The sequence below is a fragment of the Streptomyces sp. NPDC051576 genome (assembly GCF_040681835.1).
Taxonomy (GTDB): Bacteria; Actinomycetota; Actinomycetes; order Streptomycetales; family Streptomycetaceae; genus Streptomyces.
Genome location: NZ_JBFAZO010000005.1, coordinates 276,166 through 297,220, shown reverse-complemented (window position 1 = coordinate 297,220; position 21,055 = coordinate 276,166). Strand labels below are relative to the sequence as shown.

The 21,055-nt window shown below is 71.5% G+C and carries 19 protein-coding genes; 8 read left to right on the top strand and 11 right to left on the bottom strand.

What is annotated here, in order from left to right:
- Nucleotides 1–25: 25 nt before the first annotated feature.
- On the bottom strand, nt 26–1,177 hold the full coding sequence (locus AB0M63_RS18705; RefSeq protein ID WP_355901761.1) for an exo-alpha-sialidase: 1,152 nt from the start codon (nt 1,175–1,177) through the stop codon (nt 26–28).
- A 215-nt stretch (nt 1,178–1,392) separates the two neighbouring features.
- On the opposite strand from AB0M63_RS18705, the gene AB0M63_RS18700 reads away from it, so the two are divergent.
- A complete protein-coding gene (locus AB0M63_RS18700) occupies nt 1,393–1,977 on the top strand; it encodes a hypothetical protein (RefSeq protein ID WP_366020132.1) in 585 nt (194 codons plus the stop codon).
- A gap of 399 nt (nt 1,978–2,376) precedes the next feature.
- Here AB0M63_RS18700 and AB0M63_RS18695 read toward each other — a convergent pair whose 3' ends face one another.
- Complete coding sequence (locus tag AB0M63_RS18695) at nt 2,377–4,362, bottom strand: HEAT repeat domain-containing protein (protein WP_366020383.1); 1,986 nt, start codon at nt 4,360–4,362, stop codon at nt 2,377–2,379.
- An 86-nt stretch (nt 4,363–4,448) separates the two neighbouring features.
- Complete coding sequence (locus tag AB0M63_RS18690) at nt 4,449–6,116, bottom strand: acyl-CoA dehydrogenase family protein (protein ID WP_366020131.1); 1,668 nt, start codon at nt 6,114–6,116, stop codon at nt 4,449–4,451.
- A 74-nt stretch (nt 6,117–6,190) separates the two neighbouring features.
- Here AB0M63_RS18690 and AB0M63_RS18685 point away from each other — a divergent pair, with 74 nt between their 5' ends.
- Nucleotides 6,191–6,946 carry a PaaX family transcriptional regulator C-terminal domain-containing protein gene (locus AB0M63_RS18685; RefSeq protein ID WP_366020130.1) on the top strand — a complete coding sequence of 252 codons (756 nt, stop codon included), beginning with the start codon at nt 6,191–6,193 and terminating at the stop codon, nt 6,944–6,946.
- Nucleotides 6,947–6,986: 40 nt separating this feature from the next.
- On the opposite strand, the gene AB0M63_RS18680 is transcribed toward AB0M63_RS18685, so the two are convergent.
- On the bottom strand, nt 6,987–7,781 hold the full coding sequence (locus AB0M63_RS18680) for a pectate lyase (protein WP_355901757.1): 795 nt from the start codon (nt 7,779–7,781) through the stop codon (nt 6,987–6,989).
- A 253-nt stretch (nt 7,782–8,034) separates the two neighbouring features.
- Here AB0M63_RS18680 and AB0M63_RS18675 point away from each other — a divergent pair, with 253 nt between their 5' ends.
- Nucleotides 8,035–9,360, top strand: coding sequence for a PHB depolymerase family esterase (locus AB0M63_RS18675; protein ID WP_366020129.1), 1,326 nt, complete (start codon nt 8,035–8,037; stop codon nt 9,358–9,360).
- Between the two features lie 130 nt (nt 9,361–9,490).
- Complete coding sequence (locus AB0M63_RS18670; protein ID WP_366020382.1) at nt 9,491–10,717, top strand: SGNH/GDSL hydrolase family protein; 1,227 nt, start codon at nt 9,491–9,493, stop codon at nt 10,715–10,717.
- A 328-nt stretch (nt 10,718–11,045) separates the two neighbouring features.
- Here the strand turns inward: AB0M63_RS18670 and AB0M63_RS18665 are convergent, their stop codons facing one another.
- Both AB0M63_RS18665 and AB0M63_RS18660 read right to left on the bottom strand, forming a co-directional pair.
- On the bottom strand, nt 11,046–12,395 hold the full coding sequence (locus AB0M63_RS18665; RefSeq protein WP_366020128.1) for a nucleobase:cation symporter-2 family protein: 1,350 nt from the start codon (nt 12,393–12,395) through the stop codon (nt 11,046–11,048).
- Nucleotides 12,396–12,507: 112 nt separating this feature from the next.
- Nucleotides 12,508–13,860 (bottom strand): FAD-dependent oxidoreductase, encoded by a 1,353-nt coding sequence (locus AB0M63_RS18660; protein ID WP_366020127.1) that lies wholly within the window; start codon nt 13,858–13,860, stop codon nt 12,508–12,510.
- A 225-nt stretch (nt 13,861–14,085) separates the two neighbouring features.
- On the opposite strand from AB0M63_RS18660, the gene AB0M63_RS18655 reads away from it, so the two are divergent.
- Entirely contained in the window at nt 14,086–14,559 is a 474-nt protein-coding gene (locus AB0M63_RS18655; RefSeq protein WP_366020126.1) for a DUF6214 family protein, read from the top strand.
- 33 nt (nt 14,560–14,592) lie between these two features.
- Here AB0M63_RS18655 and AB0M63_RS18650 read toward each other — a convergent pair whose 3' ends face one another.
- A complete protein-coding gene (locus tag AB0M63_RS18650) occupies nt 14,593–15,339 on the bottom strand; it encodes a helix-turn-helix domain-containing protein (RefSeq protein WP_366020125.1) in 747 nt (248 codons plus the stop codon).
- 262 nt (nt 15,340–15,601) lie between these two features.
- Between AB0M63_RS18650 and AB0M63_RS18645 the strand changes: the two genes are divergently transcribed.
- The gene (locus tag AB0M63_RS18645; RefSeq protein WP_355901750.1) at nt 15,602–15,850 is read left to right on the top strand and encodes a DUF2630 family protein; all 249 of its coding nucleotides are present in this window, start codon (nt 15,602–15,604) and stop codon (nt 15,848–15,850) included.
- A 109-nt stretch (nt 15,851–15,959) separates the two neighbouring features.
- Here the strand turns inward: AB0M63_RS18645 and AB0M63_RS18640 are convergent, their stop codons facing one another.
- The 4 genes from AB0M63_RS18640 to AB0M63_RS18625 all read right to left on the bottom strand — a co-directional run bounded on the left by AB0M63_RS18640 (nt 15,960) and on the right by AB0M63_RS18625 (nt 18,523).
- Entirely contained in the window at nt 15,960–16,673 is a 714-nt protein-coding gene (locus tag AB0M63_RS18640; protein WP_366020124.1) for an HAD-IA family hydrolase, read from the bottom strand.
- Complete coding sequence (locus AB0M63_RS18635; protein ID WP_366020399.1) at nt 16,670–16,876, bottom strand: hypothetical protein; 207 nt, start codon at nt 16,874–16,876, stop codon at nt 16,670–16,672. The genes AB0M63_RS18640 and AB0M63_RS18635 overlap by 4 nt, the downstream gene beginning before the upstream one ends.
- A 49-nt stretch (nt 16,877–16,925) precedes the next feature.
- On the bottom strand, nt 16,926–17,861 hold the full coding sequence (locus AB0M63_RS18630; protein ID WP_355901747.1) for a M56 family metallopeptidase: 936 nt from the start codon (nt 17,859–17,861) through the stop codon (nt 16,926–16,928).
- Between the two features lie 110 nt (nt 17,862–17,971).
- Nucleotides 17,972–18,523, bottom strand: coding sequence for a DUF5134 domain-containing protein (locus AB0M63_RS18625; protein ID WP_366020381.1), 552 nt, complete (start codon nt 18,521–18,523; stop codon nt 17,972–17,974).
- A gap of 241 nt (nt 18,524–18,764) precedes the next feature.
- Between AB0M63_RS18625 and AB0M63_RS18620 the strand changes: the two genes are divergently transcribed.
- Both AB0M63_RS18620 and AB0M63_RS18615 read left to right on the top strand, forming a co-directional pair.
- Entirely contained in the window at nt 18,765–20,447 is a 1,683-nt protein-coding gene (locus tag AB0M63_RS18620) for an FUSC family protein (protein ID WP_366020123.1), read from the top strand.
- Nucleotides 20,444–21,016 (top strand): MarR family transcriptional regulator, encoded by a 573-nt coding sequence (locus AB0M63_RS18615; protein ID WP_355901745.1) that lies wholly within the window; start codon nt 20,444–20,446, stop codon nt 21,014–21,016. The genes AB0M63_RS18620 and AB0M63_RS18615 overlap by 4 nt, the downstream gene beginning before the upstream one ends.
- Nucleotides 21,017–21,055 lie beyond the last annotated feature (39 nt).

The following is a 21,055-nucleotide window of genomic DNA, read 5'->3' as shown; positions in this document are numbered from 1 at the left end:
GTTCCGGTTCCGGCGGCGCCCGCCCTCATGCGAGGACCGCGGCGCGCACGCACAGCACGTCCGGGAGATGGGACGCCAACTGCCGCCAGCTGTCGCCGTCGTCGTCCGACGCGAACACCTCGCCGTTGCGATTGCCGAAGTACACGCCCGCCGGGTCCGCGCCGTCCGTGCACATCGCGTCGCGCAACACCGTGCCGTAATGGTCCTCGGACGGCAGGCCCGCCGTCAGCGGCTCCCAGCTCCGGCCCGCGTCCGCCGTACGGAAGACCCGGCAACGGTGCTCGGCGGGCACCCGGTCGGAGTCGGCGTTGATCGGGAACACATACGCCGTGTCGCCACGGTGCGGATGGGCCGCCGCCGCGAAGCCGAACGTGGACGGCAGTCCTTCGCCGATGTCCGTCCAGTGCGCGCCCGCGTCGTCGCTGCGGTACACCCCCCAGTGGTTCTGCAGATACAGCCGGTCCGGGGTCGCCGCGTCCTGGGCGACCTTGTGCACGCACTGGCCGAACTCCGGGTTCGGATCCGGCAGGAACACCGCCGAGACACCGGAGTTGGACGGCTCCCAGCTCGCGCCCCCGTCGCTCGTGCGGAACACACCGGCCGTCGACACGGCGACCGTCACGGCCCGCGGGTCGCGCTCGTCGGTGAGGACCGTGTGCAGTCCCTCTCCGCCACCGCCCGGCACCCACCGTGAGCGGGTGGGGTGTTCCCAGAGCGGGCGGACGAGCTCGAAGCTCTCGCCGCGGTCCTCGGAGCGGAACAACGCGGCCGGTTCCGTCCCCGCGTACACCACGTCCGGTTCCGCGGCCGCCGGGTGCAGTTGCCACACCCGCTCCAGTGAAGCACCCGTGTCCTTGGGGAACTTGACCGCCGGCCGCGCGGGCTCGGCCCAGGTGCGGCCCAGGTCGTCGGAGTGGAACACGGACGGACCCCAGTGCGCGCTGTCGCCACCGGCCAGCAGTCTCGGCGTGGGGCCCCGTGTGTCGACGGCGACCGAATACAGCGCCTGCGCGTTGAAGTACGGACTCTCGTCGAACTCCCAGACGCCACCCCGCCTGCGCCCGATGAACAGGCCTTTTCGCGTACCCACCGCGAGCAGCACCTCAGTCATGCCGATCACCTCCACCGCGTTTTTGGCGACTTCGCCCCTCTCCCTGGCCAGTTTGCACCCCGCCACTGACAGTGGCCCCCGGAATCGCCATCACCCCAGGTCAGGACGCCGGACCCGGTCGGTGTGGGTGGTTTTGCGATAGCCCCGTACCCAGCGCCTGCGCGAGCCCGGGCAGCCATGGGAACGCCGGCTCGGGGTATTCGTCGTGAGCATCGGGGAGACGTCTCCCGTATGGGAAGGCGGTTCGGCGTGTCAGTGCGTTCATGAGGAGGATGCCTTCGATGGCGTTCCGAGGTCCGAAGGTGTGGCTGTGGCGGTGGCGGCGCAATCCGCTCAAGCGCCGTGCCGATGCGGTGGAGTCGTGGATCGTGCTCGGCGCCTGGCTGATCACTGTCCTCGCCGGTGTGCTCGCCGGTCTGACGGCGACGAGGTCCGTCGAACACGAGCTGGCCCAGGAACGTGTCGACTGGAAACCCGTGGTGGCCCTGGTGACCCAGGACGCGCCCGGCCCTTCCCCGGCCAACTCCAGCCGGACGAACAGCGAGATGGTCTGGGCGAAGGTCCGCTGGACGGCCACGGACGGCTCCTCGCACACCGGCCAGATACGTGTCCCCTCCGGCAGCGAACTGGGCACCCCGGTGACCGTCTGGACCGACCCGCAGGGCCACCTGGTCACCAAGCCCGCCACCCCCTCACAGGCCCAACTGCGCGCCACACTCATCGGCACCCTCCTGGGCGTCGGCGCGGCGGCCGTCCCCTTCGTCGGCGCCCGCGCCCTCCGCATCCGCCTGGAACGCCGACGCATGGACCAGTGGGACGAGGAGTGGGCACGCTTCGGCCCACTGTGGGGCCGCAAGACGGGCTGAGCGCGCTGACCGGACGGGGTGCCACTGGCCTGCAGCCGGGGACACCTACCGACTCTGACCGGCCCGTACCTTTCGGCACGGCCCGGCTGTCGTGCCTGCCGGCTCGCGCCAACGGGGGCTGAGTGGCGGGCCGTGCGCCCTGTCTCGGCCGAGCGCCCCGGTCTGTCGCCGCATGCCGTGTCCTGGCTGTGCCCGTCACACGGACCCCACCGGGTCTCGCCAGTCGGCACCTGTCGGCACACCCCCAGCGATCGCTTGTCCTCCGGCGCGTCCCGACTGCCGTGCCTACCGGCACACCCGAACCGGGGTCGAGGGGCGGGCTGACCGCCCTGCCACGGCTGACCGCCCCCGACCCGTTGCAGCCAGATGCCGGGCCGTCGCCGTACCCGCCACCCACACCTACCGGGCAACACCCGCCCACACCTTCCGGCACACCCCCAACAACCGCTCATCCTCCAGCAGATCCCCGCCACCATGCCCACCCGCACGCACCAAATGCCGCCGCGGAGCCGCGAGTTCCGCCTCCACCAGGTCCCGCAACGGCGCCCCGGCCGCCCCCATGTCGAGCAGACACGCAGCGACGGTGCCCCGCACCCGCGGATGCTCCGTCCAGACTGAGCGCAGCACCGGAACCACCCTCTCCACCTCCCCGGCGACCCGCCACAACGCACATGCGCCCACGGTCCGCTCCCACTCGCACCCCGCCGCGATCATCCGCGACAACCCCGGTGACGCAGCCGCAGCAGACGACCCCAGCCGCGCCACCACCTCTGCGGCGGCCCGCCGCCGGACCGCATCCACACTCTCCAACTCCCGTACCAACACCGGAAGTACGGCCGCCGCATCCCCCTCCGCCGACCACAACGCACCGGCGGCCACAGCCGCACACTCGGACTCCAGCAGCCCCCGCAGCACCGGTACGACCTCGGCCGTACCGTCCCCGAACGCGTCGAGCGCGCGAACCGCCGACTCCACGATCCGGTGCCTGGACCGCACCCCGTCCGGCATCCCGCGCAACAGCCGCAACACCTCCGGCACGGCCTCCCGGTCGGCGAGCGCGGTCAGCGCCGACAGGAGCGGTACGGCACAGTCGAACGTCTCGGGGGAGTCGAGGGGCACCCGGCCGAGCCGGTGTCGTAGCGCCGGGGCGAGTGGTGCGGCGGACCGGCCGAGGTGGACGATCACCTGCCCCAGATCGTCGGGCACCACCGGCAGTGACAGCACCTGGGCCAGCACCGCCGTCGCCCGCGGATCGCCGCTGCGGGCAAGGGCCTTGAGCGGACCGCCCAGGGTCGGCGGCGCCCCATGCCCCCAACGCCGCACCCACAAGTCCGGGCGTGCGCTCACCAGCGCGTGGAGGTGATCGGCGGCAGGCGCGGCCAGATGGAAGAGATCCCCCAGGACGGACACCGCGGCATCGCGCAACAGGTCGGCCTCCGCGCCCAGTTGCTCACCGATCAGCTCGACGGACGCCGAGTGGTCGCCCCGCCACTCGCGGAACAGCGCCGCCGACAGCCACACACCGTTGCAACGGTCGGCCGGGTCCGGACTGGTCAACTGCCCTTCCAGCAGGGCGATCCGGTCCGTCAGTCGCCCACCGAGCGCGGTGTGCAGCGTACGCATCAGCTGCGCGCCCTCCTCGTCCGAGGGCCGCAGTCGCCCTAACCGCCCGGCGAGCGTGTCCCGGTCCAGGTGGCCCGACCGGCGGCGCTCGGACCGCTCCCCGAGGAGTCCGACGACGGTCGGCACCAGGTCGGCGGGAAGGAGATCCGGCGCGCAGCCCGCGAGTTGGCCGAGCGCGGCAAGCCGTAGCCCGGGATCGTACGGCGGAGTGCCGAGCGCCAGCAGGATGTCCAGCACCTCGCCGGCGTGGGCCGGGTGCCGTCGTACGAACAGGCCGAGGCTCTCGACGAGGGCGAGCAGCACCCGGTCGTCGCGTTCCACCGTGATCCGCTGCCGCAACAGGCCGAGCACGCGCGCGGGTTGGTCCAGGAACTGGACCAGCGCTTCCGCAGCCGCCCGGCGCACATCGGGATCCCGGTCCCCGACGAGCCCGGCGAAGACCTCGGCCCCCGCGCGGACGGCGGCGTCCGCGCTCTCCCGGAGCCCGTGTCCCTGGCCGATGCTGATCAGGAGTTCCACCAACTCGCCCCGCTCCGCGACCTCTTCGCAGGCGATCAGCGCGCACAGAAACGGAACGCAGGCGAGCGTCGAGTCGTACACGATCCCCTGGTGGTGCACCACGCCGTACATCCCGTCGAGCGCGCCCGCCCGCTCGACGGGGTCCGTGGCGGCCAGTCCCCTGAGCAGTCCGGGCACGTCCGCCGCACTGCCGCACGCATGCCGCAGTGTGGCCCAGTCGACCTCGTCGATCCCCGTGAACACGTTGTCCTCCCCCAGACGAAGTGCCAACGATCACGAGTCTGCACCACGCCACTGACAACGAAGCGGAACCGAGAGGTGGCCGAGGGTCAGTCCCCTTCGGGCAGGGCGCGGGCCAGGATCGTGTCGAGGCCGGCGGAGTCGGGAAGGGTGCCGAAGGCGTGCCCCCAGTCGCCGCCCAGCCGGCTCGCGCAGAAGGCGTCGGCGACCGCGGCGGGGGCGTGCCGTACGAGGAGGGAGGCCTGGAGCGTGAGGGCCATGTGTTCCACCAGGCGGCGGGCGCCCGTCTCGGTGGCCTCGCCCAACAGGATCCTGAGGCGGGTCACGGCGGCGTCCAGGCGGGTGTCCGCGCCCTGGGCGAGGGCGAGTTCGGCGAACAGGGCCTCCGCCGTGCCGGGGTCCCTGGTCAACGCCCGCATCACATCAAGGGCGTTGACGTTCCCCGAGCCCTCCCAGATGGAGAGGAGGGGAGCCTCGCGGTAGTGGCGGGGCATGCCCGAGTCCTCCACGTACCCGTTGCCGCCGAGGCACTCCAGGGCCTCCGCCGTGAAGGCCGGGCCGCGCTTGGTGACCCAGTACTTGCCCACGGCGGTGGCGATCCGGCGGAACGCCGACTCGGCCTCGTCCCCGCGCACCGCACGGTCGGCCGCGCCCGCCAGCCGCAGCGTGAGGGTCGTGGCGGCCTCCGACTCCAGCGCCAGATCGGCCAACACATTGCGCATCAAGGGCTGTTCGAGCAGCCGCGCGCCGAACGCGGACCGGTACCGCACATGATGACCCGCCTCGACGAGCGTCTTGCGCATCAGAGTCGCCGACATCATCACGCAGTCCAGGCGCGTGCAGTTGACCATCTCGATGATGGTCTTGACGCCGCGTCCCTCGGGGCCGACCAGCCAGGCGACGGTCCCGTCGAACTCGGGTTCCGAGGACGCGTTGGACCGGTTGCCCAGCTTGTCCTTCAGCCGCTGGATACGGAACACGTTGCGGCTGCCGTCGGGCAGCACGCGCGGCACCAGGAAGCACGACAGCCCGCCCGGAGCCTGCGCCAGGACGAGGAACACGTCGCACATCGGCGCCGACGTGAACCACTTGTGCCCGCGCAGTGTGTACACACCGGGCTCGGCGGTGGGGGTGGCCGCCGTGGTGTTCGTACGGACGTCGGAGCCGCCCTGCTTCTCGGTCATCCCCATCCCGGCCAGCAGCCCGCGCTTCTCGGTCGGCACGCGGAGGACCGGGTCGTACACGCGGCTGGTCAGCAACGGCTCGTAGACAGCGGCCAGTTCGGGCTGGGCGCGCAGGGCGGGGACGGCGGCGTACGTCATCGACGTCGGGCAGCCGTGGCCGGCGTCGGTGTGTCCCCACACCAGTCCGCGCGCGGTACGGGCCACATGCGCGCCGGGGCGCTCGTCCGCCCAGGGCGCGCCGGCCAGCCCCTCGGCGACGGCGACCCCCATCAGCCGATCCCAGCTCGGGTGGAACTCGACCTCGTCGACCCGATTGCCGTACCGGTCGTGGGTGCGCAGCACCGGCTCGTGCCGGTTGGCCTGCTCACCCCACTCCTGCGCCTCCTCGCTCCCCGCCGCCAGACCGAGCCGCCGCACATCCTCCTCGGCCCACCCGGCGCCCTCCCTGCGCAGCCCCTCCAGCAGGGCCGCGTCCTCGGAGGCGTCGTACGGGGTCAGGGGCGGGGGCTGATTGGTGACGTCGTGCGTGGCGTCCGGCGGGTACGGCGGTATGTGCGCGAGTGTCTGGGCCATACGGGTAGTGTTGCACTTATGCTTCGGTTGCAGCAATGATGTAACACGAGAACCGCCACGTAGAGTACGAGGCCATGCGGATGAACGTGTCAGAAGGGCCCGGCGAGGTGGAGCTGCGCCCGTTGTCCGCGCGGTCGGTCGTCCTCAGCCTCCTGCTGGGCACGCATCCGCCCGAGCTGCCCGTACGGGATCTGCTCCGCGCCGTCGAGCCGCTCGGCGTCGCCGGATCCACCCTGCGGGCCGCCCTCAGCCGGATGGTTGCCGCCGGGGACCTGCTGAGCACGGACGCGGTCTACCGGCTCAGCGACCGCCTGCTGGAACGCCAGCGCCGCCAGGACATCGCCGTCCACCCGGAGACCCGGCCGTGGGACGGCGACTGGGAGATGACCGTCGTCACCGCGACCGGCCGAGGCCCCGCCGAACGCGCGGAACTCCGCGGCGAGTTGACCGCACTCCGCCTCGCCGAACTCCGCGAGGGAGTCTGGCTCCGCCCGGCCAATCTGCTACGGCCCCGACCGGACGAACTCGGCGCGGTCGCCCGGCATTTCACCACCCGGCCCGAGGAGCCCGCCCGTCAACTGGCCATGGACCTGTGGCCACTTGAGGTCTGGGCGAAGACGGCCGAGACGCTGCTCGCCAGGATCACCGCCACCGCAGACTCTCCGGCCGACCGTTTCACCGTACTGGCCGCCGCCGTACGCCACTTGCTCGCCGACCCGGTCCTGCCCCCCGAACTCCTGCCCGCCGACTGGCCGGGCCCCGCCCTGCGCACCGCATACACGCGCCGCCGACGGGAGTTGACCGCGACCGTGCTGGGAAACCGGGCATGACCCGAGTGAGCCCGGCGCGGCCGCAGTCACCGCCGGAGGCTCACTTGTACGTGATGTCCGAGGAGGCGTACTTGCAGTAAGTGGCGTCCGGGCCGGTGCCGTTGGTCGGCGGCTCCGCGCCCGTGTTGTTCCCGATGTACTTCTGACAGGGGATCATCTTCTTGCTGGTGTCCCCGACGATCGTGATGGCCTTCAGGGTCGCGCTGTCACCGTAGTTGGTGTTGATGCCGACGATCCTGCTGCCCTTGTAGGTCGCCTCGATGGTGTTGAGGTTGATCGTGCGCTTGTACTGCGTCTTGCAGTTGCCGCACGAGCGGACGAAGGTGCCGAAGGTCTGCGCCGCGAAGTTGGAGATGTTCAGCGTTCCGGCGCCGTTGAACTGGAACACCTTGTCGCTGGCCTCCTTCGCGCCACCGCCGTTGACGGTGTACACGTTGGACGACGAGGAGCCGAGGAACGTCGCCGCGTCCTCGCCGACGTCCTCCCACCACACGTTTTGTAGTGTGCAACTGCCCAGACAGTGGATGCCGTCGGCGGCGGGGGAGCCGATGATGACGTTCTTGACGACGGCGCCGGGGGCCAGTTCCAGGATGGGGCCCTGGTCCTCGTCCTGGCTGCCCGTGCCCAGGTCGCCACTGCCGTACAGGCGCAGCATCCCGTAGTCCTTGGTGCCCGAGACCGAGATGGTCGAGGTGACCGCCTGGCTGCCGCTCGCGGTGGGCCAGGTGGCGGCGCTGGCCGGCGACAGGGCACCGGATGTCATAAGCATGCCAAGCGAGAGGCCGAAGGCCGCCGCCGCGCCGGTGAGCACGCGTGGCCGTAAGGAAGAAGTCATGTCCCGATTCCTTCTCCGAGGTCGTTGTCGCCGGATTGTGGGTTGGTCTTCTACGTGAACGATGTGTGTGGCGACGGACGCCGTGGTCACACATCTGAACGGAACGTAGGGTGCAAGCGCTTTCTAGTCAACGCTTCGCGCCGAAACTATTCGGAGTGTGGGAGCGCTTCCAAGGCGCTCATGTCCATGTCACGATGCCGATGGTCCGCCCCGAACGATGCCGCACGAGCCGCGATCTGGAAGGGACGAAGACGTGCGCCCCACAGCCGACAACACCCTCAAGTCCGCCGCGAAACCGCCGCGTTCGCTGCTCCTGGCCCTCTTCGGAGCACTGGTGCCGCTACTCGCCGCCCTGACGCTGGTTGCACCTCCGGCCGCCGCCCGCGCCGAGGCCGTCCCCACCGCGACCCTCACCGAGGTCACCGGCTTCGGCACCAACCCCAGCAACCTGCAGATGTACGTGTACGTCCCGGCCGCAGTCACCGCACACCCGGCGGTCGTGGTGGCCGTGCACTACTGCGGGGGATCCGGCCCGGCGATGTACTCCGGCACCGAATACGCCTCGCTGGCCGACCAGTTGGGCTTCATCGTCGTCTACCCGTCGGTCACCCGAGCCAGCAAGTGCTTCGACGTCTCCTCGCCGCAGGCCCTGCACCACGACGGCGGCAGTGACCCGGTCGGCATCAAGTCCATGGTCGACTGGGTGAAGAGCACCTATTCCGCCGACCCGAGCCGCGTCTTCGCCACCGGCATCTCCTCCGGCGCGATGATGACGAACGTCCTGCTCGGCGACTACCCCGACGTGTTCGCGGCCGGCGCCGCCTTCGCCGGTGTGCCCTTCGGCTGCTTCGCCACCACCGACGGCTCCGAGTGGAACACCGCCTGCGCGAACGGCACCGTCACCCATACCCCCCAGGAATGGGGCGACCTGGTGCGCGGCGCCTACCCCGGCTACACCGGTGCCCGCCCCCGTATGCAGTTGTGGCACGGCACCGCCGACGCGACGCTCTTCTACCCCAACTTCGGGGAGGAGATCAAGCAGTGGACGAACGTGCTGGGCGTCAGCCAGACCCCGGCCGCCACCGACTCCCCGGTGAGCGGCTGGACCCGCACCCGCTACGGCGCCACCGGTGACCAAGCCCCTGTCGAGGCGATCAGCCTCCAGGGCGTCACCCACAACCTCTACACGTACGGCATGGGCGCCCGCGTCCTCACCTTCTTCGGCCTCACCGGCGGCGGCACCACACCCCCACCGTCCACCGGTCCCTGCAAAGTGACGGTCACGACCAGCGCCTGGAACACCGGCCTCACCGCCTCCGTGACGATCACCAACACCGCCACGACCACGGTCAACGGCTGGCAGCTCGGCTTCACCCTGCCCACCGGCCAGACCATCACCAACGGCTGGGGCGCGACGTACACACCGGCCTCCGGCGCGGTGACGGCCACCAACGTGTCGTACGACGGCACGATCGCCCCGAACGCGAGCGTGACCATCGGCTACCAGGCGAACCACACCGGCAACAGCGCGTCGCCCACCGCCTACACGCTCAACGGGACATCCTGCACGGTCGGTTGATCCACCTCGGGGTGCGTGCCCGTATCGCCTCCGGCACGCACCCTGCCCCAACTCCCCTCAGAGGAAGGCAGGTTCTGTGCAGCCAACGAGACGGACCGCGATCGCCGCGACGACAACGGCGCTGTCGGCGCTGGTCGCCACCAACTCGGCACACGCGGAAGGGAGTTCGACGCACTCCACCGCGCACTGGGTGCACACCTGGACGGCGATGCCCCAACTCACCGAACCCGCCAACCTGCCGCCCGCCCCCTTCACCGGGACCGGCTCGGTCCTGGTCGACACCACCCTGCGACAGACACTCCGCATCACGACCGGCGGCCGTACCCTGCGGCTGCGCTTCTCCAACGCCTACGGCGACACCCCGCTCCCGCTCACCGCGGTGACGGTGGCGCTCCCCGTCGACGGCAAGCCGGGAGCGAGCGCGATCGTGCCCGGCAGCGGCAGGCCGGTCACCTTCGCCGGACGCGCGTCGGCGACCGTCCCGGTCGGCGCCCAACTGGTCTCCGACCCAGTGGACTTGGACCTGCCCGCCGCGTCCGTCCTGACCGTGACGACCTACCTGGCGGCCGGCCAGCCCTCGCTCGCGCTCACCTCGCACCCGGGTTCCCGCACGACGTCGTATCTCCGGACCGGAGACCACACCAAGGACGAGGACCTGCCCGGAGCGACCCCGGTCGACCACTGGTACCTGCTGAGCGACGTCGAGGTCCTCGCCCCGCGCGACACCACCGCCGTGGCGATCCTGGGCGACTCGCTCACCGACGGCCGAGGCTCCACGACCAACGCCAACGACCGCTGGCCCGACCAGCTCTACGACCGCCTCCGCGCCCACCCCGCCACCGCCGCCGTGTCGATCCTGAACCAGGCCGCCGGCGGCAACCGCGTCCTCAACGACGGCCTCGGCCCCAATGTCCTCGCCCGCCTCGACCGCGACGTCCTGACCCGCAGCGGAGTCACCCGCCTCATCGTCTTCGAGGGCGTCAACGACATCGGCACCGCCGAGGCGACCCCGGCCGCCCAACACCGGCTCGCCGAAGACCTGTTGGCCGCCTACGACCAGATCGTCGTCCGCGCCCACGCCCAGGGCATCCGCGTCTACGGTGCCACCCTGCTCCCCTTCGGCGGCAACACCTACGACGACCCGGCGGGCGAACGCGAGTCCTGCCGCCAGGTGGTCAACACCTGGATCCGGACGAGCGGCCACTTCGACGCGGTCCTCGACTTCGACCGCGCCGTACGCGACCCTGCCGATCCGCGCCGACTGCTGGAGTCCCTCCAGGTGGGCGACTGGCTGCATCTCAACCCGAAGGGGTACGGGGTACTGGCGGCGACGGTCCCCGCCGGGCTGCTGCGGTAGGCCTCTCCGGCGGCTCATGCCCCAGCCGTCGACCATGCAGCGCTGCTTCTCTGCGGCCCGATCCGCCGGACAGGTCCTCGCCATCCGGCTCCGAACGTGAGCTCCTACGCGACCCACTAGTAGACGCCGTGGCTCTGGCGACGGGCGCCGCTGACGAGAGCGGCAAGGTCACGCAACTTGGGGCCCTCGGCCTCCGCGAGTGCGGTGGACAGGACGGGCGAGATCGCGAAGACGACACAACCGCCCTCGTCCTCGCCGGCACCGAGGAGTGAGTCGAAGCTGCCGTCGGCAAGAAGGTATTCCCACTTGACTGATCGGCGGACAAGGCCTAGGCGACCGACTCCTTCGCGGCAGCCGTGGTGGTGGATGAACCGCCCTTCGTCGGAAAGTGGTTGAAGACCAGGTTCAGCACGATCGCCGTCAGGCACCCCGCGCTGATCCCGCTGTTCATCACCGTCTGGAACCAGTCGGGGAACCGCGCGTACACCGTCGGCACCCCGACCGGCAGCATGCCAACGGCCACCGAGACGGCGACGACGGTGAGGTTGTGGTTGTCCTTGAAGTCGACCTTGGTCAGGGTGCGGATGCCGCTCGCGGCGACCGTGCCGAACATGACCAGGCCCGCGCCGCCGAGCACCGGCGCCGGTATCGCCGCGACGACCGCGCCCAGCTTGGGCAGCAGGCCGAGGACGACGAGGATGCCACCGGCGACCGCGACGACCCAGCGGCTGCGCACCCGGGTCATCCCGACGAGGCCGACGTTCTGGGCGTACGCCGTGTACGGGAAGGTGTTGAAGACACCACCGAGGACGGTGGAGAGGCCGTCGGCGCGCAGGCCGTCGGCGAGGGAGCGCGGCTCGATCCTGCGGTCGGTCATCTCGCCCACCGCGATCAGGTCACCGGTCGTCTCGGTCATCGTCACCAGCGCCACCACCAGCATCGACACGATCGCCGAGGCATGGAAGGTGGGCGTACCGAAGTGGAACGGCGTGCTGATCCCGACCCAGTCGGCGTCCCCGACCCCGCCGAAGTCCGTGAACCCGAACGCCACCGCGGCCACGAGCCCCACGGCCATACCGATCAGCACCGCGATCCGGCTCAGGAACGCCGGCGCGAACCGCTGCACACCCAGGACGACCACGAGGACGAAGGCCGCGAGAGCGAGGTTCTTCGGCTCGCCGAAGTCCTTCGCGCCCTGGCCGCCCGCCGCCCAGTTGCCCGCCGCCGGCAGCAGCGAGAGACCGATGATCAGGATCACCGTGCCGGTGACCAACGGGGGGAAGAAGCGCAGCAGTTGGCCGAAGACGGGCGCGAGCAGCGCGATGGCCAGCCCGGCGATGATCACGGACCCGTAGATCGCGGGCAGTCCGCCGCCCGTCGTACCGATGAGCACCATCGGCGACACGGCCGCGAACGTACAGCCCTGCATGATCGGCAGCCGCACCCCGAACCGCCAGAAGCCGACGCACTGGATGAGCGTCGCGATACCGCACACCAGCAGATCCGCGGTGATCAGATACGCCAGATCGGCGGCCGACAGCTTCATCGCCCCGCCGACGATCAGCGGCACCGCCACCGCGCCCGCGTACATCGCGAGCACGTGCTGAAGCCCGAAGGCGGCCAACTGCCGTACGGGCGGGACCTCGTCGACGGGATGTACGGGTGTGGTGGTGGCCATGGGCACTCCTGAGCGGCGGAGGGGGACGAACATGCGAACAGCACGAGACCGTAAGCGCCTTGAACAGTTTGTTGATGTCTGTGGTGTTGCCGCTGTGTGTCATGCCCTTCCGCTATGTGCGCGACCCACGTATCGCCGCCAGCAGAGCCGCCCAGTCGGGCAGTTTCACCACACCACCCCGCCCGAGTGAGGCCCCCAGCGCCGCCTCGGCCCGTTCGATGGCCTCCCACCCGGCCCACTCGACCGGCTCGATCCCCTCGGCACGCAGCGCGTCGAGGGGGTCCTCGGGCGCGTCCCGTCGTACGAGCATGGAGGCGTCCTCCAGCAGAGACGTCACCGTCTCCTTGGCGTCCGGGCGGTTGGTTCCGATGACTCCCGTCGGGCCGCGCTTGATCCAGCCGGCCACGTACTCGCCGGGCACGGTCCTGCCCTCGCGGATGACGCGGCCCGCCCGATGCGGCACGGTGCCGAGATCGGCGTCGAACGGCAGCCCGTCCAATGGCACCCCGCGATATCCCACCGAGCGCAGCACCAACTGCGCCTCGATGTCCTCGAATTGACCGGTGCCGGTAACTCCGCTCCGGCCGTCCGGCGCGGTGCGTTCGAAGCGCACGGCGCCCACGCGCCTCCCGTCGGCGAGGAGTTCGACGGGACGGAGGAAGAAGCGGAGCCGGATACGGCGTGGGGCGCCCGAGGGAGGCAGCGCGGCCCAGTCGCGCAGCGTCTCCACATTGCGGCGCTGGGCCGCGGGCAGCGCCGAGGGGTCGAGACAGTCCGGGTCGAGCGCCAACTCGGCCGGATCCACGGTTACTTCGGTGTCCGGCAGGTTGCCCAGTTCGCGCAGCTCCTTGGTGGTGAAGCGGGCCTGCGAGGGACCGCGCCGGCCCACCATGTGGACGTCCGTCACACCGCTCGCGGCCAGCGCGGTGAGCGCCGCCTGGGGCATGTCGGTACGGCTCAGCTCGGCCGCGCCGCGCGCCAGCATCCGCGTGACGTCCACCGCGACATTGCCCAGGCCGATCACGACGGCCGAGCGAGCCCCGAGCACGAAACCGTCGGCGGTGGAGTCCGGGTGCGCGCTGTACCAGGACACGAACTCGGTCGCCGACCAACTGCCCGGCAGCTCCTCGCCTGGAATCCCCAGATGGCGGTCGGTGGCCGCGCCCACGCAGTACACGACCGCGTCGTACAGCTCCCGCAGCCGGGCGGCCGTCAGCCCGCCGGGCCCCGGCCCCACCCGCACCCCGCCGAGGAACCGCACCCGCTCGTGCTCCAGGACCGTGCGCAGATTGTTCTGCAGGGACTTGATCTTCTCGTGGTCGGGCGCCACGCCGTAGCGCACCAGACCGTAGGGGCACGGCAGCCGGTCCAGCACGTCGACCAGCACTCCGGGCTCCTGCTGGACCAGGCTCTGGGCGGTGTAGACCCCGCTCGGTCCGGAACCTACGACGGCGACACGCAGCACGGCGGAACTCCTAACCCGTGAGGCACACAGGAGATCGCAGAATCGCCAGACCACTGACAGCTCCAGGATCGCACCACCGGCGCTCCGCTGACAGGGTGCCGTGCGGGCCGGTCCACGGTGGGCGCGCGTGTCCGTTCGTATGGAATGTGATCATGCGGTTACGTTGCGTGTGTGCTAGAAGCATCCTTTCTTAATCTTTCCGATCGCTGCCCGGCGGACGGTGCGGTGTCCGTGTGGCCCGCGTGGGAAGTGCAGGAGCACGACGGGACCACCTCGTGGTTCCACGTCCGGCTGGCCTTCACCGACGGTGCCCGGGTCGACGCACTCGCCGTGGTGTCCGAGCAGAACGTCTCCGTCGAGGACGTACGGGCCCAACCGGCCCTGTCCCTCGACGACTTGACGGTCCTCGCCGACTGGATCGAGGGGCCGCTGTTCGAGGCGTGCGGACTGGAACCGGAGGCGGCGGAAGGGGAGGAGGGGGTGGAGCCGGGCGGTGCGCGCCGGGCCCGTCCGGCCTGGCCGCGCGGCATCGAGGGTCGCTGGCTGGTCGCCCAGGAGTATCGAGCCGCGCAGGAGGAGGGCGTCGATCCCGTCCTCGCGGTGATGTGTGCGACCGGGCACAGCCGGCGCCGGTCGCTGCGGCTCATCTCGCAGGCGCGCGACGCGGGGTATCTGACGCCACGTCATGCGCGGCGCTGAGCAGGCCTGTCAGGCGATCAGGGGATCAAACGTTCAGGCGTTGGTGGGCAGGGTGGGGTGGTCGTCACCGGGTCTGACGGTCGCGGAACTGCCGTTGCGGGCCGTGGAGTTGTCCTCGTCCGCCGCCCGGTCTTCGGTCTCGAAGAACCGTGACAGGTCATTGTCGGCCACCCCGCCCGGCGCACCGGGATTCCGCGGAGCCCCCAACTCCCGGTCGAGACCGTACCTTTTGAACAGTTCGGAGCGCAGTACCGGAATCGGCATCGGCACCCCCGGCACCAGCGCCGCGTAGACCGCGCCCATGAGCAGCGCCCGCAGCATCGGGTAGTCGGACGGGACGTTTCCCGACCCGTACCGCGCGATGGTCTCCCCGAGCAGCTCGGACAGGCGCCGCTGCTCCGGACACTGCACGAAACCCTCGCCCTGGAGGAGCCCCGCCATGTGCTGGCGCATCAGCACGGGCCGGTCGTGGGCGAGGCCCAGGATCGCGTCTATGGCCCGCGCCATCCGCTCCCGACCGTCGTCGGTCCGGGGCTCGCACTCCAGGGCCTCTTCCAGGGTGCGGTGCATCAGCCGGTGCACCGCGGACTGTACGAGCTGGCGTTTTCCGGGGAAGTAGTACGACACCAGGCCCCGCGCCGAGCCGGCCCGGTCCGCGATGTCGCCCAAGGTCGTGGCCTCGTATCCGCGCTCACCGACCAGTTCGAGGGCCGCCAGCAGGAGCCGCTCCCGGGAACGCCGTCGCAACTCTTCATTGACCGAGGCGCTGCGCGGGGACATGCTGTAACTCCTGCGTTGACTGGCTATCAGCCAACTATACTCAGGGCGTCCGGGTCCCCCGTCGTGGGGGCCTGGCCAATGCTGCCGTCCGTCTGGGGCGACGCGGGGGATCGTCTCAGGCGGGCGGCTCCTTTTTCACCCAATGGTTTCCTCGGGCGACCTTTGACCCGTCCTTCGGCGTCTCCTTCCCGCACATCTGTCGCACGGCTTGTGAACCGTCCCTAGAGTGGGCACGGGTGTCGAGCCGAGGAGGAGCACGGGCATGGAGCAGGACCAGCAGATCTTCGCGCGGATCAACGAGATGGTCGACGACGAGCGCAAGCTCCGGGAGGCCCTCGCGTCCGGCACGATCGACAGCACCACGGAACATCAGCGACTCGGCCAACTGGAACGCGAACTCGACCAGTGCTGGGACCTGTTGAGGCAGCGCCGCGCCAAGGTCGAGTTCGGGGAGAACCCGGACGACGCGCGAGTGCGGCCGGAGTCCGAGGTGGAGGGGTATCAGGGGTGAGGCGATCGGTGCGGGCGCTTCAGGCCTCCGACTAGGAGTCGAGCGCAACCTCGCCGGGGTCGGCCGAGGCAGGCCCGCCGACGCCGCGGACCGATGGGCCGGGGTTGTCTCAGCCCCGCTCCTGAAGCCCGCCCGGCCCGACCAGCTCAAGCACCGGCCGCAGGCTGTCCGGCCGCTCCGCGACCGGCCGGTGGTCCACGAAGTGCACCCCGCACCCCAGGGCCGCCGCCCCGCCGTCCGCCCGCCGTTCGTCGCCGACCATCAGCACGTCCTCCGGGTCGACGCCGAGGGCCTCGCAGGCGACGGCGAACAGGCGTGAGTCCGGTTTCTGGATGCCGTGTTCGTACGACAGGACGTACGCGTCCACGTAGGGGGCGAGGCCATGTTCGCGGAACACCGGCCGCAGATCCCAGCCGATGTTGCTGACCACACCCACACCGATCCCGCGCTCGCGCAGAGTCCGCAGAACGTCCTCCGTGTCCGGGTACGGCGTCCAGGCGGCCGGCGCCATGTGTCGGTCGTACAGCGCGTCGTACAACGCCGGGTCGGGGAGCGGGACTTGGCGGGCGACGCCGGTGTAAGCGGCCCGGTGCAGCGCGGCACTCTCGTCCCGCGCCGCCCACGCCTCGGCGAACTCCTCGGGCAGCCGCTCGGGTTGCGCCCCACCCGGCATCGCCCCCGCCGACTCCAGCGCCCGCGCCGCCTCGGCCAACTCCGGCTCGGACAGCGTGATCCCGGTGTCGCGCAGCACGGCACGGAGCCAGGACTCGGTGGACTCGATGCGGAAGAGGGTTCCGGAGAAGTCGAAGAGGACGGCGTTCATGTGGTGATCTTACGCGGCGATGTTCCACTCGGCCGGTAGAGCAGTCCCGCATGCTGTTGTCCTCCGGGCACAAGGCGCACGGTCAGCGGGTCCCAGACCCAGTCCGTCAGCGGACGCCACTCGACGGCGACCAGGGTGAGGAGCACCGCCGAGCACAGCGCCGGGGAGACGGCGGCGCGCCGGGCGTTCGGGGGTGTGCCCATGGAACGATCCACGTCGACCCACGGTGTGCGGGCGAACCTCGGCCGCTCCTCAGCCGAGCGCCCGTAACCCGGGTACGAACGCCACCAGTACCGGCACCACCGGCACCAGCGCCGCCGTCGCGGTCAGGCCCAGGCGGCGCATCGCAGTGAGCCGGTCCGGGGGAGTGAGCAACCGGTGCACCCGCTGCGGGACATGGGCCTGCGGGGTGGGGCACGGGCCGAACACCCCACGGTCCTCGTTGAGTTCGACCAGCGCGAGGGCCGTGGTCAGCCGGCCGAAGCGGCGGGAGGCCATGTCGTCGGCGGCGAGTTCGACCAGGCGGTGCATCTCGTCGCGGAACGCGGCGAACACCGGCACCTGCGGAAACCCGTTCGCGAGCGCGCCCGAGCAGTGCAGCAGCCAGTCGTGCCGGGCCTGCGCGTGCCCCTGCTCGTGGGCGAGCAGCGAGTCCAACTGTCGACCCTTGAGCCGGCGCAACGCGGCCGTGGTGATGACCAGTTGGGGCGCGGTACCGGACATCCACCAGGCGTCGGGCCGCTCACCCTCCAGGACGACCAGCGGCTCGGCACCGGGCTCCTCGCCGGGCAACACCGGGGCCCGTACGAGGAGTTCGGCCCTGCGCAGCCGACGCCGTGCCCGGGCCCGTACGACTTCCCGGACCAGCATCGCCGCGGTCCACGCCCCGCCGCACGCGAGGATCACCGCGGTCGCGGCGGCCCAAGGCCCGGTCGTCACCAGGGGATAGGCGTCCACGACCGCGTGCGGCGCACTGGCGAAGACATGACCGCGCACGGCCTGCCACGCGGCGGCGGCGCTGAGCGTCATCGACAGGGCGCAGCACAGCAGCACGGCCACCACCACGCACTGCCAGACCCACAGCGCGACCACCGGTTCATGGTCCGACCAGTCGGCCCGGGCGAGCAGCCGTGGGGCGACTACGGCGGCCAAGGCGCCGAGCAGCAACAGTGCCGCGGGGACCATCATGGGAGCACCTTATGAGCGGCGCGGTGATCAGGGGTACGGCTTGTCACGCCAAAGTGACGCAGACCACGATTCCGTACAACCGCGCCCGCGTCCCGGCTCCCCGTGCTCCTTCACAGGGTCAGCAGCATCGCGACCATGCCGATCCCCATCGAGAGCCGGCACGCCCGCGCCAGCTCCGGCCGATCGCCCCACCCGACGCTCCCGGTGCCGCCGGTCGTGGCGGACGCGGGCACCAGCCGGGCCCCCGACAGCAGCACGTATCCGACGAAGTAGAGGAGCAGCGCGCCGGTCACCAGCGGGACTCCGGAGCCACCGTGCTCGTGGTGGTGTGCGGGGGAGGCGGCCATCACGAGTGCCATGTAGATCATGGCCGCGGTGCCCAGCAGATGGTGCACATGGTGCGGGCTCCTGCGCGCCGTCCACAGGGCGCGCAGCGCCGCCGCGCCGAACACCGCCGCGTAGACGGGCCAGGCCCACGACGGTGGGCTGAACACCGCGGCGGGCACGGCCATCGCGGCCATGCCGAAGCCCATCAGCGCCTCGCCGCCCGCGGCCCGGCGCTGCTCCTCGACGGGGCTGCGCATCCGCAGCAGGCAGTAGGCCCCGGTCGCCGCGCACAACGCGACCAGCAGCCAGCCGGGCGAAGCCGGTCCACCATGCACGCGCATCCCCCCTGATCCGTGTCTCTGACGAACGGCGCGGGTGGCTCGACCTCCCCTGCTCCGCCCTCGGCCTCACTCTCCGTCGACAGTCGGTCACAGGATGCCCGTGCCGCACGGGGCGCAACCGAGCGCAACGGTGTACACGGGGAGCACTCGGCGGAGCGCGGCAGACTGGCGCCGTATCGGAGGTGTGCTCGCGGGGAATGTTTCACGAGTAAAACACCTGCTAAACTTGTGCCCCATGAGCAGTGCGACCCCCGCCCCCACCCCGCGCGTCCGACGTCTCCCGCTCACCGGCGTGCTGCGCCTCGGCCGGCCCTCCGACATCTGGTTCAAGCCCGCGCTCAGCGTGGTCGCCTCGGTCGCCCCGCCCAACCTGATCCTGCTGGGCCTCGGCCGCCTCGACCTGGCGATGTACACGATGGCCGGCTCCCTGTGCGCGCTCTACGCCCACAACAAGCCGTACGCCGCCCGGGCCCGCGCCCTGGTGTGGGTGGTGCTCGGGATGATCGGCGGTCTCGCCGTCGCGCTGGTCACGGCCTCCCTCACCACGAACGCCGTCGTCCTCGTCACGGTCGGCGCCGCCCTGGCCGCCGTACAGAAGGGACTCTGCGACGCGACCCGGATCGGCCCGCCCGGGAACGTGGTCCTCACCTTCATCAGTTCCGCCTCGCTCTTCGCGCCGCAGACGCTCGGCCAGGTCCCCGGCCACCTCGCGCCGGCCGCCGCCGCGGGCGCCTGGGCCTGGCTCGTCGGCATGGCGCCCGGGCTCGTCCGTCCCTACGGCCCCGAGCGCCGCGCCACCGCCCAGGCACTGAACGCGGCCGCCACGTACGCGGCCACTCAGGGCGAAGGCCACGCACGCGCGCGTGCCGCCGCGGCAGCCGCCGTCCACGCCGCCTGGCAGTCCCTGCTCGCCACCGGCACCCGCACCGCGCCCCGCCGCGCTCTCGAACGCCTCGTCGTCCGTGCCGAGGTCGCGCTCGCCGCACCCGCGGACACCGACCCGGAGCGGTTGTGCACCTGGGCGCGCGAACTGCGCGGCAGGGGACCGGTCCCGCAGGCCGACGAGACCGTGGGCGCCGCGGCCGAACTCCTCGGCGTGGAGGCCGAACTCGCCACCCCCGCCCACCCGTTGTGGACCAGGCTCGGCCCGCTCACCCCCCTCGTGCTGCGCACGGCGCTCGGCTGCGCCCTCGCCGGATACGCCTCCCTCGCCCTCGGGATCGGCCGCCCGTACTGGGCCCTCGTCACCGCCGCCTCCCTCTACCAGGCCAATATCACCCTCACCTGGGGCCGGGGCGTCCAGCGCGTCGTCGGCAACCTCGCCGGTGTGCTCGTCTTCGCCGCCGTGGCCCCGTTCGCCCACCTCCACCCGGCGGCCCTCGTGCTGTGCTGCCTCGCCTTCAACTTCGGAGCCGAGGCACTGATCGGCCGCAACTACTGGCTCGGCAGCGTCTGTGTGACTCCGATGGCGCTGCTCGTCACCGAGTTCGCCCGCACCCAGCAGCCCGGCGAGCTGATCACCGAGCGGGTCGTGGACACCCTCGTCGGCGCCCTGGTCGGCCTCGTCGCCGCGGTCGCGGTCACCAACCGCCGCGCGACCGACCGCATCGAGGAGGCGCTGAGCGCGGTGGAACAGACCCGTGAGCAGGCCGCGCGGCTCCTCGCGGAGCGGGATCCCGCGCCCGGAGCCCTGGATTCCGCGCACCGCGCGCTCGCCGCCGCGTTGGTCGAACTGCGCGCCATCGTCGACGCCGCGTCCGGCGAGTGGTGGCAGCGCGCCCTGCCGCAGGAGCGGGTCGTGCTCGCCGAGCGGTCCGGACACCGTACGCTCGCCGCGACGGTACGACGCCGGGGGCCGCGCCCCTGGATCGCCGTGGATCGGCGCACAGGCGGGAAGACGGAGGGCGTACGGGGATGACGGCAACGAACGGACGGCCGGCGGGCGGGCCGGACCCGGCCCGCCCGACCACTCCGGGTGCGATGCGGCGCGACACCGTCGCCGCCGTCGTCGGGCAGTGGCAGGCCGTGCACCCCGACCTCGACACCGGCCCGATGGAGATCATCGGCCGCATCAACCGGTGCGCAGCCCTGCTCCAGCAGGCCGAGGACGCGCCCCTGCGGCGGGCGGGGCTCAGCCGTCCCGAGTTCGACCTCCTCGGCGCGCTCCGCCGTACCGGGCACGAGCTGACGCCGAGCGAGCTGACCCGGGAGACCTTCTCCTCGGGCGCCGCCGTCACCAAGCGCCTCAAGCACCTGACCGAACGCGGTCTGGTCGAGCGCCGCGGCGACACCCGCGACCGCCGGGTCGCCCACGTCCGCCTCACGGACGCCGGCCGCGACCTCGTCGACGCCATCCTGCCCGAGCAACTCGCCTACGAGACCACCGTGCTGTCCGGCCTGGACAGCCCCGGACAGGGCGAACTCGCCTCCCTTCTCGGCGAGTTGCTCGTCCAGCTGGAAGGCCGACCGGGCGTGCTGCGCGTCTGAGCCGCCGCACCCGGACGGTGACGGACCGTTGACGCGGAT